This window comes from Ruminococcus sp. NK3A76, from assembly GCF_000686125.1.
In the GTDB taxonomy this organism is placed as follows: Bacteria; Bacillota; Clostridia; order Oscillospirales; family Ruminococcaceae; genus NK3A76.
The window spans coordinates 1,907,200-1,924,101 of record NZ_JMMA01000002.1; the positions used below are offsets into that span (position 1 = coordinate 1,907,200).

The 16,902-nt window shown below is 43.2% G+C and carries 8 protein-coding genes; 1 reads left to right on the forward strand and 7 read right to left on the reverse strand.

The features are described 5' to 3' along the window. Positions 1–451: 451 nt before the first annotated feature. Positions 452–2,077: a hypothetical protein gene (locus tag CD05_RS0108925; RefSeq protein ID WP_028510222.1), complete on the reverse strand. Its 1,626-nt coding sequence runs from the start codon at positions 2,075–2,077 to the stop codon at positions 452–454. A gap of 786 nt (positions 2,078–2,863) precedes the next feature. On the opposite strand from CD05_RS0108925, the gene CD05_RS0108935 reads away from it, so the two are divergent. Continuing rightward, the gene (locus CD05_RS0108935) at positions 2,864–7,717 is read left to right on the forward strand and encodes a hypothetical protein (protein ID WP_028510224.1); all 4,854 of its coding nucleotides are present in this window, start codon (positions 2,864–2,866) and stop codon (positions 7,715–7,717) included. Between the two features lie 296 nt (positions 7,718–8,013). Here the strand turns inward: CD05_RS0108935 and CD05_RS0108940 are convergent, their stop codons facing one another. From CD05_RS0108940 to CD05_RS0108965, 6 genes are all read right to left on the reverse strand, one after another. Further along, positions 8,014–10,218: an ABC transporter permease gene (locus CD05_RS0108940; RefSeq protein WP_028510225.1), complete on the reverse strand. Its 2,205-nt coding sequence runs from the start codon at positions 10,216–10,218 to the stop codon at positions 8,014–8,016. Positions 10,219–10,227: 9 nt separating this feature from the next. Then, positions 10,228–11,088, reverse strand: a complete 861-nt coding sequence (locus CD05_RS0108945) for an ABC transporter ATP-binding protein (RefSeq protein ID WP_028510226.1) — start codon at positions 11,086–11,088, stop codon at positions 10,228–10,230. A gap of 262 nt (positions 11,089–11,350) precedes the next feature. Next, the gene (locus tag CD05_RS0108950) at positions 11,351–12,253 is read right to left on the reverse strand and encodes a hypothetical protein (protein WP_028510227.1); all 903 of its coding nucleotides are present in this window, start codon (positions 12,251–12,253) and stop codon (positions 11,351–11,353) included. Positions 12,254–12,372: 119 nt separating this feature from the next. Further along, entirely contained in the window at positions 12,373–14,397 is a 2,025-nt protein-coding gene (locus CD05_RS19675) for a sigma-70 family RNA polymerase sigma factor (protein ID WP_028510228.1), read from the reverse strand. A 90-nt stretch (positions 14,398–14,487) separates the two neighbouring features. Beyond that, on the reverse strand, positions 14,488–15,774 hold the full coding sequence (locus CD05_RS0108960; RefSeq protein ID WP_028510229.1) for a hypothetical protein: 1,287 nt from the start codon (positions 15,772–15,774) through the stop codon (positions 14,488–14,490). A 3-nt stretch (positions 15,775–15,777) separates the two neighbouring features. Then, positions 15,778–16,899 carry a hypothetical protein gene (locus CD05_RS0108965; RefSeq protein WP_028510230.1) on the reverse strand — a complete coding sequence of 374 codons (1,122 nt, stop codon included), beginning with the start codon at positions 16,897–16,899 and terminating at the stop codon, positions 15,778–15,780. Between the last annotated feature and the right edge of the window lie 3 nt (positions 16,900–16,902).

Here is a 16,902-nt window from a genome sequence, read left to right on the forward strand (position 1 = left end):
TTGTTTAACTTATACAAAACACCGAGAGCATATCAGCAAATGCTTTATCTATTTGCCATTGACACTGATGTATCTGTTAAAAAGCCACAAAGCAAAAAAGGTCTTGTATGTCATAATAAACATACAAAGTCCTAAAATATGAGAGAGTAGTACATATAAAGGCTCCTGATATGATTCAAGAGCCTCAGTATGCCGATAATGCCATATCTTTTGGATGATGCAGTCCTTAAGATACATCGTGCGAAAAATTATGCTATATCGTGCGTGTATTATATTTAGGCAATACCGCACGACCATTGTATGTCAGATGCGCTGACAAATTTTTCGTCAGATTGCCTATATCCGCCGCAGTTTTACTGGCGTAAGACAAGGTGGATTTGGGCGATATGACGGAAAATTTTCAAGCATATGGCATACAAAGGCGTAAGCCATTGGTTGTGCGGTGTTGCCTTTATTGCAGGATCTTTTTCACCTCGGGCTTATGCTCTGTCTGGGTGCGATTTGTGATATAGTGAGAGGTCTTTATCTCAGCCTCCATATCCTTCATATATGCCTTGCCCATATCAAGTGCCGCATTCTTATCCGATAAGAACCTGCTAAGGCTTTTGGGGTTATTCAGCCCCTCGGGCAACGCTCTCTTAAAGCTGATTGAATCGGCAACACTTCTGATAAAGCTCTTATACTGCATAGGGTCATTAGGCGCTATCTTTTTTAATGCCAAGCCCTCTTTAGTTTGTATCAGTTCATTGAGCATTACCGCCGCAACACAGTATTCAAGCTTTTTTTGATCAATACCGTTAAACTTAATCGACCCGTCTTGATAATTTGTCATATTATCCTTCATGACCCGCTCTATACGCTCAGCAGCCTCATTAAGAGTTATCCTCTTTATATCCTCTGCATTCTCCGCCTGCTTATCATATTCGTTTACTCTGGCAGATATCTTATCATATTCCTCCTGCTGGCTTTTTTGGTCCTTGATATCAAGCTCGGCGGTTATTCTATTACTGTTGGCGATCTTCTTGAGCCTATCCACTATATCATCAAGCTTAACAAGTGCTGTAAGACGGTTTCTCGAGCTTTTATCCATTTTATTAGTTTCCAGCCCAAATTCATCAAGCTTGCCCTGATCCATCTTATGGTTTTTGTATCTGTCGGATATTTCGCGCATCTTATCGCAGTTTTTTATAAGCTTTTCTGCGAATTGCTTTCTTTTGGCAGGCGAAAGATCCGCTTTCTCAAGCCTTTTATAATCCTCTGTGAGCTGAACTAAAGCGTTGGCATTTCCTATAATGTTGTCAAACTTTCTGCTGTTTGAAAAAAGGCCCTTGTTTGCCTGCTCCATATCCTTTATTTGTTCCTTCATTTGATCTAATGAGACGTCAAGCTGGCGTGAAGTGTTAAATAGCTTTTTCTTCTTTACATTAAGGTCAAGCTTCGGGATCTGCCTTGCCTTTTTGGGCTTTGCTTTTATTTCATTCTTTGGCTGTGCCTGCGTATTCATCTCTGTCTGAGGCTTCAAGTCCTCCTTTACAGGCTTTGGCTTGTTCGCCGCCCGCAAAGCACGCTGACGCTCACGCTCAAGCCTTCTTTCCTCACCAAGGCGCAGTGATTCCTCATCACGCCTTCTCTGTGCCTCTGCCCTGTCTTGTATTTTTTTCTGCTCTGCCGCACGCTGCGCCTGCACCTTATCAAGGTTAAACATTATATCATTCTGATACTTTTCTATTCTGCCTCTAACGTCCTTTTGCCCGTAAAGGCTTACCCCTGCGGCATATTCAACTATAAGGCTGCTCTGAAGCTCCTCCTTTACACCCTTGCCGTCATAGCCTGCCCTTGCTATTTTCTGAAATGTCTTTTCAAGGCCGCTGTTTATCTTTATCTCAGTAAACATACGCCTGTCATTTTTCGGGTCATACTGCGGCAGTGTCTTACAGTAGAGGTACATATAATCCTGCATAAGGCCTGTTTTTTCCTCTCTTTTCAGTTTAAGAAACTTTGACCTATTGCCAAATATCCCCTCAATTCTCTGTAGTTCCTCTGTGCCCAGGTCTTTGAGTTCTTCGTAGGTTCTCATAATAGAATACTTCCTTTCAAAAATTACATATACTTATGCACTCTATAATATATACTCCCCAAGTAAGCAAATGGGTGCAAGAAAAACAACTTTTTTTGAAGATCTATATGAACCCATAAAACAATAAAACAGGACTTGTTTAACGAAAAGCCTACCGATATAAAAATAATCCAAACCGTCAGCATCAGAAGAACTGCACGCATCAGATCGGACGCAAGCACGCCGTAAGCACCAAAAAGCTTTCCGAGTACAAACGCACTTATTATCGTATATACAACAGATGATAAAAATGTCATTATCTGCATATTGCGCGTCTTTTTTACAGCATTGAGATAGGATATCCTTGAACGCACAAGACCATTTAACGGCGCATATATTCCTATCATAACCGAGGAGAATACCACCATGTCGAAAAGCTCTCCCTGCTGTGATATGTATATCCCTGCGATAGGTTTTGCAAACAATACCAGTATAGCACATATAGCACCGAGGAAAATAAAGGCAACACCGCACAAAGATTGTGGTGCAGTATACGGTTGCTTAGCTTTGCTAAGCACGCAGATGTGCCGCAAAGCTCTCAGGCGGTCTTTGTGCGGTGTTGCCTTAATTATCAAGTTCATGATTCGTTGTTGTTTTTACCTTTAAATTATATCATACAATTCCAAAAAAAGCAATAACTATAAACCTATATTTCCTGCGATGCTTTTTTTTAATAAAAATGCAACCATTTTGCCGCTGTGAGGGTATTATTAATAGAACATTATGATCCAAAAGGAGGAAATATATATGCCTGATCCTAATTACTCACTTAAGGATCCCGACCTTTTTTCGGGTATCTCAAAGGAAAAATATGCAAACCTGAAAGAAAGGGTAGTGCTGCGCCACCCCGAGCTTTTTGATCCTGCGCCGACAAGGGCAGAGTTAGAGGCGGAATATGACAGCATGGACGATGACGAGCTTGCCGAGGAATACGACAAGCTGCTTGATCACGACCCTATTCTCTGGCAGGAAGAAACAATAAAACTCAAAAACGTTCCCGATTGGATATACAATACGGGCAATACTGCCGTTTTGAGCCAGTTCCTCGAAGAATACGGCGAGGCTATGACCTATGAGCAGCTGCATATCATCAAGGAGATAATCCGCGTCACGGGCAAAAAGGCCGATATCCAAAACCGTGCAAAGGATATCATGGATAATGATAAAATGCTTTACAGAGAGCCCGAGGTCATCACCACCGAGGATGGCGGCGTATCACTTGCTGATATTCATCAGAATGAATTCCAGAACACGGGCGCAGGCTGCTGGGCAAGCTTTTTCCAGATACTTGCATCAAGCAGGGGACTTGACCTTTCGCAAAACGATATAAAGAACTACCGCCCCGAAAAGACACAGCAGCAGGCAGAGCAGACTGATGAAGAAACTGTCATCGCCTATAATACCGACCACGAGAACAACACACTCGAAATGGGCGACTCTATCTTAAGCTTTCTGCCGAACACTATGCTTCGAGAGGTTGAGATAACAAGATATAACGATGAGCTGAGAAACGCAAATATCACGGAGGAGCAGTACAAGGAAAGCGCTGCACAGGAGCTTGAAAACACTATCCGCCACGCTATCACCGTGGATCATTCGCCTGTGGGCATACTTCTTGGCGGCCACTATATAACCATCACCGAAATAAACGGCGATAAGATCAAGTATAAAAACTCACTCCACCACAAAGGGAATAAGACTGAGCCTGATATGACCTATGACGGCTCGTTAAGAGAGCTTATCAGCGACAGGCTCAGCCAGCAAAACGGCCTTGCAGGCCTGCGCGGCATTCAGGTAACGTGGATGTCGAACATCAAGCTTTCAAAGGACGGAAAGACTATTTTCGGCGTGCCGAGCGAATACGTTGAAATGAAGGAGGACGGCACCCTCACCGAGCAGCACGAGATGATCAAGGGCGGCGCCCGTCACCCGGGGGATCTTCCGATAAACGGCTTAGGCACAAATGTCTACCGCTACGGCGGCAAGGAGAACACGCTCAGCGAGCAGAGATTCAACAGCCCCATAAAGAACAACATCATCAAGATAGAAAAAGCCTACCTGCCCAAAAAGCTCAATACCGAGTACCTTAAAAAGCAGGCAGAAAAGCGCACCCTTGAAGAGGAAAACAGACTGCGTGCGCTGGATTCACAGGTGCTTGGCCTTGACAGAAAGCAGGCAAACAGCCTTGATGACTTTACAAACGGCAATATCGCCTCAAACGGCAGGCGCACGGAGGAGCAGCTGAGCAATGCCGAGCAGCAGGCAAACCTTATCCTTGCGCAGCAGCTTGAACAAAGCCGCAAAACCGCACTTGATAACGGCTTTGCAAATATCTTGGGCGGCGTTCGCCCCGAGATAACGAGCCTTAACATTTTAAACACCAGACGTTTTGCTCTTGAAAACATTTCGGAGTATTACCTTAATATCGCAAGCAGCTACCTTAATGAGGCCTTCGGTATGGATTCAAACGGCAACGTCATTATGGAACTTCATTCCGTGCTTGACGGCTTTACCTACAAGAAAACGCCAAACAGCGAGCCTGTAAATCTTGTAGAGGACGTTCGTCAAAGGCTGATAAATTCGGGCAGGTTCGGTGACTCCGACCTTAATGATGAGAAAGTATACCTCTATGCAAAGGCGGAGCTGCTTAGGGTGATGACTACGCCCGGCACAGAGCTTACCTACACAAACGGCGACCACAAGATAGAAAATATTTTTACAAACGCCTCATTCACGACCCTTACGCGCGGCGAGAGGATAAAAAGCATCAATAATGCCTCAACGCCCGAGGGCAGGCGCATAAATGACCTGCTCCAGAGCCTTGATATACAGCAGACAGAGCCCGAAAACATAGTAAACTCGCTTTTAGAGCGCGACGCTAAGGATATAGAAAAGCTCGCATCGGTATACGACAGCATTTTCGGCGGAACCGATACTGCAATAAATGATTTTGCATCAAGAGCTGTTGTGTACTCCAATGAAAATGAAACTATCTACTCAAGTACAAAATACTGCGATATGTACGATCAGGCGTTTGCAGATTCAGAGATACAGCACAGCCACAAACAGAAGATCGCATTCCAGAAGGCTATGGTCATCACAGCCCTTGCAAACAACCACTCTGTAGTTGACACTGATGCAGAAGAGCTGACATTTATCCCTCCGCTCGGCGATGCCGTTTCAGGCAAGGATTCGCTCAAGTTTAAGCGCACTATCGCCCATAACGAGCTTTACGCCAACAACCATAATTTCTCGGATTACGAGTTAGGCTTTTGCAATAACATTACCCTTGATTATGATATCGAGAAGATACAGAACACCGTTTCAAAAATGGTGGCTGATATTCAGAGCAACGACAAGGGCTATATCCGTTCAAGCAAGCAGTTCCGCAACATGAAGGAAAAGCTGCTTGATCTTAACAAGCTTGTAAACGTCACTTGGCGCGAAAGGCCTTATGATGAGCCGATAACCTTTGAGGATATGGATCTGTTTTTGCAAAAATCAGATGCACTTAAGGGGGATATAAAAAAATACCTTGAATACAAAAACGGCCAGATGTGCAAGGACCCCGGCAGGCGTAAAAGCGGCGACACATATGAGCAAAAGCGCATAAAGGCAAATATTGATAACCTCACAAAGCTTACAGATATGACCAAAAAGGTAGAGCATGGCATACTTATGGGCATTTCCGAAAATGCAAGAGATTTCTTCAAAAGCGACCTTGATTTTCAGGAGCGCACAAGAAACGAGAGCGTGCAGGAGAGCATGGACGCTTACAAGCTCAATGTCTACAAATCGGCTTTGAGGACAAACCAGCTTGAAGATGATTTCTACACAAGGCGTATGATCGGCAGCAGAAAGGAGACCCTCAGCGAGGCAAGGGATAGGATAAACTCAAGGCTTGATAAAAAATACACCATAGACGATGTGACCGCCTTGAAGTACGGCTCGCCTATATATGATACTGTTAATGATGCTGCATATAGATATGAAGTTGATAAAGAAATCTTTAGCAACGAAAAAATAAAAACCAGATATAACACGTCCTATGATATCTTAACGGAAAACGCCGTTATAAAGGATATCGACGAATTTGATGCCGAGCGCTACAGATGCGATACTCTTGCAAGGGATAAAAGGACGCTGCTTGAAAACAGCACAAAAAATGCAACAAATCTTCCTTTAAACAGGATCAAAAGCGTTGAGCTGATAGATCATATCTACGGCTTTGAGCCTGAATATCAGGAAAGGTTCAAGCAGTATTCCGAATCAAAGGTCACGGGTGAGGAATACAAGATCTTTAAGCCTATTAAGAATGATTTCAAGAATGTTTACAAGACAAGTGACCCGAATGAAGTAATTCCTCCCCTTTCGGAAAAGGACTTTGCGGCAATAGCTATGGCGGCGGCTACTCAGAAGGAAGCCTGTGAAATGGAGACCGATATTGCAGAGCTTAATGATCGGTTTAAAAAAGGTGAGTTCACAGCCGATGAGTACAAGTTCAAGCGCAAGGTTGCGGATAATGCCCTTCCGGAAGATATAAGCATTATTCATTTTACACCTTTATATACTACAGGGTTAATGGATGAGGACGGCATGATATCAGATCATGTTGTAAAGACCTTCTTCCCCTGCATACAAAAGGGCAGAGAATTGGCAGCAGATGCGCTTAATGCTTATAAGGAAGGCAACTTAGACCCTCTTGCAAAGATAATAGCTATGTCACTTAACAATGCTATCAGGAGGGATATGAACACCTTGAATATCGGCAGTGCTCCCGAAACAGGTGAAATGGCTAAGCGCCTTTGCAATCTAATGGAGCGTGACAGCGACCTTAAGCAAAGGGTAATGAGCTATCCTCTCGGAAACGATAAAACGCTTGACCGTGATTATGAGCAGAAGATAGACAGCATATCGACCTGGGGAATGATCAACAAAAAATCTCTGAACGCCAAAAAGATTTTAAAGAATACTCCGGGAGCCATTACCGAAAGCCAGCAGATTGCAGCTAAAGCAGATATATATATCAACGAGCTATTTCAGCATCAGTACAGTGATATCGTTAGGAATAAGGTTAAAAAAGACCCCCGTGTAATAGCGGATAAAGAGCAGACTATCAACCTTGCAACCGATAAATTAAATGACCCCAACACACCGGACTATGAAAAGGAGTATTATAATAAACTGTATGCCAACGTTAAGGATCAGTTTTACCCGATAATGTTCCCGCACCAGAACAAGCTGTTAGAGGGTATAGGAAAGCCGGGTGCTTATGACGCACTTAAGGCCGAGGTGGTCAAAATGATAAAGAGCACAACACTTAAGGATATGAACTATAAGGAGTTTACTGAATATCTTGATCTGCTTAAAGAGCCGAAGTTTGATACAGATATGTCATCTTCTCTTACCTACCTTAAGAACTACAAGAAAGAGCCGAAGGTAAACGGCATTTATCAGGCTAAGAACTATTTTGAATATGACGGCAATCACTTTGAGGACGGTGAAAGAGCTAGGGAGATAATCGAAGAGAAATTACAAATGCAGCAAGAGCCGCAAATACATAACCCACAAAACAATGCCCCGAAGATCGGCAATAACTAAAACCCAAAAAACGCCTTGCATAAATAACACCGCAAGGCGTTTTTTGCGATATAATAACACGCAGTGGCATTTAGCAAAAGGCTGTTTGCAAAAGCGCTAAATACAGCCACAAAAATGCAGAGGTATCACCATTTTTGCAGCGATACCTCTGTTTTTTATTAGGGCAACACCGCACAAAGATCATCTACGGGTATATCCGTCTTGCAGAACTCGTTGAGTTTTCTTGCAAGCTTTACAAAGCTCTGCTGGCTTTGAGACAGCAAAGAATCCATGCAAAGTTTGGCAAAACACTTGTATCATACATTTGAAATAATTACTGGGCTGAGCCCAAACCACTTGAATGCACTTACATCAAGTAAAAACAGCACCAGCGGAACTATCAGCACCACCGTTTCTATCAGCAGCGAAGATATAAAGCTTTTGGCTTTGCTTGATACAAAATATATCAAAAGCATTGCTACAATCATTCCAAGATAACGCAGGACAGAGATAAGAATAAGATATTCCAGTATGCTCAGATTCCACCCCGACAGATGCTCAAGAGAGCAGGCAGGCGCGGAAAGCTGCCTTGTGCCGTAGGCATTAAGTACGTTGTAAAAATACGGCGCATAGGTAAGGATATAAATAACTGTCAGCACTATCGTTCCTATGACAAGCTTTCGCAGAAAAACAGCTTTTCGCCCTCTTGGAGTTGAGTGCAAAAGCACCGACGCACCCGTCTGATACTCGACGCAATATACATAAGTCAGCGTGCAAATAAGCATTGCAAGGGCGGTCAGGGCAAGGGTTGTGTCCTTGTTTCCAGCACTTTCATCACCCGTCAGCAGCTTGTAGCCCGAGTCGTAAACGAACTCTCCACCGTCGGTGGATCTCAGATATTCGGCGTGGGCTTTGACCTGCTCGAATGCCGTCTGAGAGGCAAGAATATTTTGATATTTCATCGCCGCAAAGACATTCCCCTCGGCAAGCTCGCGCTGCATATCCTCCTGCGCTTTATCAAATTTCGATTGTTCGTCGACAAGAAAATGCTCCTTTTCGGGGGTGAATTCACCCTCTAACTTCAGCATATACTGCTTGTAGTAGATCTCGTCCGATGATGCAAATTTCTCATTGATCGGAGTGTAGCCAAACCACACGAATGCCCCGAAAGCGAGCAGGATAAACAGTACCCTTTCGCCAATAAAGACCTTGTAGCACTCCTGCAAGAAAAGGCTGGTGTTTCGGCCTTTGAAAATTATGAAGGAAAGCCGCCTGCTGCGATTCATGATGACTCTTTGACGAGCGTAAAAAGCTACTGACAGTATAGAAAATGTTAAGAGTAAAACTACAAGTGAAACAACAAAAACCGTCTTGTATCCAAAAGGTTCGCCAAAGATGTTCAGGTTAAGATACTTTGCAAAAATATCGTGCGTATTGGCAAATGCAATAAGGTTGATATACTTGAACGGACAGAGATAGCTTGCGCTTGGAATGGTGTAGTACATCACAGCCTCCGCTGCGAGTATCACTGCCAGTACAGCATATACTTTTACGGAAGAATTTGAAACCGTAGTTATCAGATATATCAAGACTGCAAAAAGGCAGTAGACAACAAATTTACTCAGAAGGAACAGTCCTAAATACTGTACGACTGATATTTTCAGATCACTGCCGTTAAAGCTGTAAACAGACTGTATCTGCCGCGAGATATTACCGTATCCGTAGGTGAAATACCCTGCCGCAAGGTTGACTGAAAAAAGCAAAAAAAGTGCCGCAAATGCAGCCGTAAAGCAGGTCATCAGCTTGGCGATCCCGAGTGGCATTCTGCCCTTGTATGTAGTTCGGGAAAGGGTTATCTGGTCAAGCTCTTTCTCCCTTGTGACTATTGTAACGACAACAGTCATAATCATCAGAAACGCCGCAATATCTGTAGGAAGAAAGCCTGTTGCCATATCAATACCCTTGCTTGAGGCAGGGGTGAGTGTGCTGCCTTTAAGGTGCGCAAAGTCGTCCGGCGTTTTGGCAATGTTCTTGTAGGAAAAGCTGTCGGGCTCTGCAAAAAGTGATATACCCGTCATCTTCCTTGCCTGCGCGTCAATGCCGTCAAGATAGCCGCCGTATTCGGCGCAGGCCTGCACCTCTTTGAGGGCATCAGCAATAAGCTGCCGTTCGGTGTAGATGTCATCACAGAATTTAAGATAGCTTTTGCCGTTATACTTTTCAAGTAAATATTTAGTGTCGGCATCTGTATAAATATCTGAAACTTCTTCTCCAAATGATAATTGCTCTAAAATATCAAGTTCGTTCTGCATTTGTGTGAGCTTTTCAAGTGCTTCATCTGCATTCATTTTATCTATTGAATCATAAACCGCTTTGTACTGCCCGGCGGTATATAACTGCTCTTCTTTTGATGTTTCGTTCACCCAAAGCAGCACACCGTTCAGAACCGCAAGCGCCAGAAAAATGCCTATCGTTGAGCAGCGACAGAAAGCCTTGATACATTCGTTTATGTAAAGTCGCATAAGCACCTCTCAATCGAAATAATAGAGGTAGAGATCTTCAAGATCGGGCTTGACAGGGATGAATTTATAGTCATTTGGCTTGTCCTTCGATATTACTCTGACATAGATATTATGCTCGTCCTTTGAGATGTTACCCACCTTGCAGCTGTCCGAAATATCGGATAGTTTTTCTTCGCTTGCCGTGATTTCAAAAACCTTGCCATCTATCGTTTTGCATAGCTCATGAGGCTTCCCCTTGCCGATCAGCTCGCCTTGTTTCAGCAGCAAGACCTCTTTAGCTATAAACTCAATATCCGAGACAACGTGTGTGGCGATTATGACTATTTTCTCAAATGCGATCTCTGCCACAAGGTTTCGTATTCTTATACGTTCCTTCGGATCAAGGCCTGCGGTGGGCTCGTCGAGAATGATGATCTTCGGATCACCGAGCATCGCCTGAACAATAAGCGCACGCTGCTTCATACCACCCGAAAAGCCGCCGAGCCGCTTTGAACGTGCGCTGTCAAGATTCACAAGCCTAATTAGTCGTTCTATATCAGCTTTTGCATCAGTTTTGTTCATACCTTTAAGCGCCGCCATATAGTATAGGAAACGCTCCAGCGTAAAATTCGGGTAAAGTCCCTGCTGCTGCGGCATAAAGCCAAGCAGGCGGCGAAACTCGGCGCCCATCTCGGAGGTCTCGCGTCCGTCAAACAGAACGCTGCCCGAGGTGGGTTTGAGGTTATCGGTGATGATGTTCATTAGTGTTGACTTGCCTGCACCGTTGGGACCCAGCAGACCGTAAACGCCAGGGGTGAAGTCGCAGGAGAAGCTGCCAAGCGCCGTGAAATTTCCGTATTGCTTTGTAAGATCTTTGATCGTCAGTTTCATATTTTCCACCATCTCCGATATTGGTTTTTGATATTCAAAAACGCTTTCGATCACCATTCCCGTTTGCGCATAAGTTTTCTCGCTTAACGGAAAGCATTCCTGTCAGAATATAATGCTTTGAATCAAATGTTCTGCCGTCAGGCATTCCCCGGCTTTATACCCTGTTCACCTGCACCCTGCTAAAGTGTATTCTCAAATTTCACTGCCGTATATATAGACATATACAGCAAATAAGTCAAGAACGACATACGATTTCTGAATATCATTTTACTTTTTTATTCTGACTGTCGCCAATCATCTCGTTTATTTTTTCTATTGTCTTTTGGTAGCCTGCATTTTCAAGCTCCTTTTTAAGGTCTTTGAAATGCGCCTTGTATTCATTGTCATCACCCGTCAGTATGCTTTCATATTTTCCTGTTATAGTGCGGTATTTTTCAAATTCACTCTCAAACTGCTCGAAGTCATAAACACTTACATCAAGTATTTTTAAGCTGTCATTATACGCTTTTATCCGATCTTTATAAGGCTTGTTTTCAATAAGCAGATACTCGTTACCCAATGTCGACAATGCCCCAAAGCTGTCGTCCTTCATACTCAATTTGTAGGTGCCTGCTTCATAGGTAATGTTGGGCGCACCGTAGTATAAAATATCATTTAACAACTCATCTCGAGCCGTAGTTTCAAGAAGGTCATAAGCATCGTCTTTGTTCTCGCTCCACGAAGCTATACACCATATGCCGCTTTCAAACAGTGCTGTGTGATCCTCCATACCTAAAATGCTTATCTGGCTTGTACCTGTGCTTTTAGGGCTTCTGTTTCTTGCGGTAAATGGGGCAAAAACATCATTTCCTATAAACCCCTCAGCCCTGCCCTTATGTGCAAATTCTACATAGTCCTCAAAAAACTCTGTGCTGTATGGATCAAATGCCATAAGCTCACCGTTTTCAAGCCGTATCGGGATACACCCGCCGATAAGCTCGCCATTTTGGTTTTTTATATGCTCTGCAAGTATCTTATCAAGATACATAGCAGGGCTTTCCTTGCTGTTTTGTAAAAGAATTTTTTCAAGGTCTGAGGGCTTTGTTATTTCCTGCGGACAATCACCCTCAAATTGCATTTTAAGGTCAAAGCAAAGCCCTGCGCTGATATTTATGCGGTTATTCACACCGTATATCTTGTTATCCCTTGTAACGCTTTTCCAGTTATTCTCGGGGTATAGGGAATACAGCTCGCCGCCCTTTGAAAGCCTATCATCAAGCTCCTCACAAAGCCCTTCTTTAATGCTTAAGGTGTAAGGCCTTGTGTCCTCACCCTCCGAAAGTGCAGGGGTTGCAAATATATCAATGCCTGTATTACAATTTTCATGCTTTTAAGCTGCTCGGTATATTCAAGCGCCGTGTCATATCTATCTGCCATATCAAAGCTTACAACATACCCCTTGCCAAGCATTACGAGCCTGTCATTAAAAGCCGCATTGTCGGTATCGGTAATGCTTAGATCGCTGTAGACGTGCAAAACCTTTTTACCCTGCCAATGTGTTTTAAAGTATTCATCATCAAGTTTTATCGGTAATGTCTGTCTTTGTTCATCAGCCTTGCCGTTTACCCAACTGTCAAGCGAGCAGTATTCATCAGCGGAAAAAATAACTCTATTGCCGAAAACAAGCTGCGGTATCTGCTTTGAGCTTGTATTAACAAGCGTTCCGCTTTGCTTGTCGTAGTAATGTGCATTCCCGAGAGTATCAGTAAAAACAACGGTACTATACATATAAGGACATACACTTGCAGGAGAGGATATAAGCTCGCTTTTTTTATTGCCGTTAAGATCAGTCAGATAGTAGGTGTTTAAGTCAGGCTCAAACGCTATTGCATTTTCTCCGTCATAGTATATAGCCTGTAATTTGCTGTCAAAGCCGCTTATCTGCCGCACACTTTCCCCGTCAAAGCACATCAGCTTAAAAATAAGGTTATCGGGGTCTGAGATGTACTTATCTATTTCATCAGAGGTGTGGTTTTGCATATATTCATTCAAGTCAGCCTTTGTTCCGAGAAAGCTGTAATACATCCTTTCCCCGTCAGTATAGAGCATTTTACAGCCGTCTGTAAGCGCATCTCCCTTGCTTGCTTTGCCGTTTTCAAGGTCAATTATTGTCGGGTAATAGGTCATATCATTTGTCTGCGTATCCACATTGAAGGTAAAACAAAACAGCCTTCCGCCCTTCATAACATATGTCATCTCAAGAGCGCCCTCACAGTCAAGCTCTGCTATGACCTTTCTGTCGCTGCCGTCTGTATTGCACTTAAATAACCTTGATCCATTGAGCGCATCTCCGTTATCCAGCACATAGAGCGAGCCGTCGTAAATATCCTCAAACACAGGTTTGTCAAAATACGCATAACAGTTTTCATCATTATGCCTGCAATCAGGTCTTGAGCACAGCACGGCGCTCTCACCGCTTGCAAAGTCGGTAAAATGCATAAACCCGCGCTCGCTGCTCAGTATTCCTTCGTCGCATACATTGACAGTACCCAAGCCGAGTGACAGATCGGAATATGCAAGCCTGTCATCTCCAAATTGCTTTTTTAGCAGCACTGCACCTGCCGATACCACCACCATCCCTGCTGCGGATACTGCCGCTATTTTCATAGCAAGGCTCTTTTTAACGGCAGCCTTGCCGCCTTTTGCCGCAAAGCCCTCAAATGATATGTTTTCAAGAAGCGCCGATATTGGTGCTAAACTCAGCATACCTCCCTTTGAAAAAAGCTTTTCTATTTGCTTTTTGAGCTTTTTTCTCGCCCTAAAAAGCCGCAGATCGGCAGCATTCTCGCTTATTCCCTGTGCCTTTGCTATCTCTCTCATACTAAGCTCGTCATAGTAATACATAATAATTGCCGAGCGTGACTTTGTATCAAGTGAATCTATCATTTCACGAAGCTGTACTTTTGTCTGCTCGTTTACAGCATAGTCATCAGGCAGCATAACTGCGTCATTTATTTCTGAAGTATCAAGAGCGTTATCATCATCAAGACGCTCGGTCTTTGCTTCCTCCTTGATGTAATGGATACACTTGCTGTAGCATATCGTATAAAGCCACCCGACAAATGATTCATTTTGCCGAAGTGCCGAGATCCTTTCAAATGCCGTCACAAAAGTCTCCGAGGTCATATCCTCAGCTATCCCTGTGCTTTTTACATATCTGAGTGCAAAGAAATAGACTTTGTTTTTGTATTCGTTATAAAGAGCTTCAAAAGCTTTTTTATCTTTATTCTTAGCCCTTTCAGCAAGAGCCGATATCTCATCTTTTGTCATACCGTTCACCTCTGTTATTTAGAGTGTTATACGGCGGGATTTGTTTCAAACAATTTTAATTTTCTATCATATGCACAAAAACCAACGCTTTCATTTGTGCAGCTTTGCCCTTGCCGCTTTGATATCTTCATCAAAGCTTTTGCTTTTATATACCTCTGACAAGGAATCCATCACCTTAGCCTGTTTGTCAGTTTCTGTTATTATCTTTGCATTATTGCACACAGCCACATTTTCATCATAGTAATTATTGAGTTCTTCAAAGCTTTCAAACCGCATAAGCTTATCGCCGTCTTTAAATAATCCTGTATTTATGCCAAAGATAAGCTTGTTTATATAGCCATACATAAGCTCACCGTATGCGGTATATGCACAGCCGTCTCTTACCTCAGCATCAGTTCCGTAAACAAGTAAGTTTCCTATATCGTGGTCAAGATGCACCGCCTGCAAAAGCTTGAAGGCACGCTCTTTTTTGTCAGAGCTTTTAAGTATGCCCGTTGTCGCAGAAAAGCGTGAGCCTATAATGCACTTTGTGCTGTAAATATAAGTGTTATTCTTTTTAACAGCAGGCAGATCACGTGTAATGCATATACTCCAATCAGCGTTTATATCATCAGTTGCATTACCGCTTAAAAATAGTCCGTTTACTGTTTTTAGCCAAGTAATAGCGCTCTCGTTTTCAAGCGGGAGTTCTTCCTTTCCGTCAGGTGAATACAGCCGCCCGTCTGCGTAATAATAACCATAAAACCCCATAAATTCAAACCCCTGCAAGCCGTATTCAAGCAAACCGCCGTCTTGCAGCAGAATGGGTAGCTTAGTTATATCCCCGTCAAAGCTCTCGGCTGCGGCTCTGTTTATTATATCAAGGTCAAACACTATACTTATTCCGATATTCTGCGCCGTTTCGTTTGGCAAAACATAGGTGCTTCCATTTATTTTTGAACAATCCCATAGCTGTGCAGGAAGTGCTTCATAAAGCTCGCTGCCTTCTAAAAGATCATCAAGAGGTGCGAAATATCCGTCTGCTATCAACTGTTCACAAGGCTTTGTACACTCGCTGTCAAAGCCTGAAAAGGCTATATCCGCATTAGTTTTTTTAAGCTCATTTGCATAATCCTCCGTATCGCTGATGCTCACAAAGCTTACACCAAGATCATACCTTTCTTCGAGAATCATATTTATCTTTTCAAGTGTTTTATCACTTATACTGATACTGTCGGGGATCGCCCATTTTATGTAATAGCCGTCCTCGTGCAAAGTCGGCTTTTTTTCAGCCTTGCTGTCGGGCTGTGAGCTGCTTTGCGTTTGTGCCTTGCCTAAACAAGATGTAAGCATTACGACTACTGCAAAAAGAACTGATAATATTTTTAGTATTTTCAAGTTTTACATCTCCCTTAGCTTTTTTATCTCACACTTTTTCCCCGAAAGAAAGCTTTCCTTATCCATTACACATAAAAATGTTTTATCCCCTTCACTCTGCCATAAGTATACAAAGCTGTCAGTCACCCCTATAACTGAGTAAACATTTTCATCAAGTGCGGTTTTTTCATTGCTGTTATTGTAAAGACAATAGCGGTCATCATACATCAATGCCCCCCTTTGCGTCATCATACAAGGTGTACCTTTGCTGTCAATTGCTGTTTTACTGCCGCTTTTTATATCAAACATATACGGCTTATCCTCACTGATAAGCGCATAGCCATAGCCTATATCCGCACAGTCACCGTTTATTGCAAGCAGAGTTTTTGCGTTTTTGTTCTTGTAGTCATAACCTACTATCTCGGTGCGAATAGTGCTTTTTATGTATTCATCATCATTCATCAGTTCTTTCTCTGTGGTATATGTATAAGAAAAGTATATACTTTCCCCGTCAATGTATATATTTCTGATGATACCGTTATAGCCCGTGTAAGTGTTTGACTTATAGACATTTCCGTTTTCAAGGTCTATGACAACAGCAAAGCATTCACGCTTTTCAAGGCTTTCGCCATTTTTGTCAAAATCCTTATAGAAAGCACAGGCAAAGAGAGAGTCGCCATACGCTGCCGAGCTGACAGTCTGCGCACCTTCAAGACGGGCTATCTCTCGCCTGTTTGTGCCGTCCTTATCGGCACAGCAAAGCACCTTTGTGAAAAAGGGCGAATAATCACCGCTTTTGCCCTCAGGTGTATACAGAAAATACAGCTTGTCATTATATATAGCAGGGCAGCTGCAATATCCCTCGACATAAGCATCACAGCTTGGGTGAGGGTTTGCACTTGATACCCCCTCGTGCTTACAGTCGGGCTTTGCACAAAGCGGCATTTCAATTCCCGATTGCCTGTCGATAAAGGTGAGGATACTGCTTTCGCTTACATAAACCTCTCCGCTGTCTGAAAAGCTGTCAGAGCAGTCAATGCTTACATAAATGCTTTCGCTTTTGTTTTCAGCTTTTTCCCCCTTGCTCTCCCCGCAGGAGGTCATAAACAAGCATATTGCCGCCAAAGCACATATTATTCTTTTCATATT

Excerpts from the sequence above, each read along its gene's own strand:
- CD05_RS0108965 (WP_028510230.1), bottom strand. The coding sequence starts at position 16,899 with ATGAAAAGAATAATATGTGCTTTGGCGGCAATATGCTTGTTTATGACC.
- CD05_RS0108945 (WP_028510226.1), bottom strand. The coding sequence starts at position 11,088 with ATGAAACTGACGATCAAAGATCTTACAAAGCAATACGGAAATTTCACG.
- CD05_RS0108940 (WP_028510225.1), bottom strand. The coding sequence starts at position 10,218 with ATGCGACTTTACATAAACGAATGTATCAAGGCTTTCTGTCGCTGCTCA.
- CD05_RS0108925 (WP_028510222.1), bottom strand. The coding sequence starts at position 2,077 with ATGAGAACCTACGAAGAACTCAAAGACCTGGGCACAGAGGAACTACAG.
- CD05_RS0108935 (WP_028510224.1), top strand. The coding sequence starts at position 2,864 with ATGCCTGATCCTAATTACTCACTTAAGGATCCCGACCTTTTTTCGGGT.
- CD05_RS19675 (WP_028510228.1), bottom strand. The coding sequence starts at position 14,397 with ATGACAAAAGATGAGATATCGGCTCTTGCTGAAAGGGCTAAGAATAAA.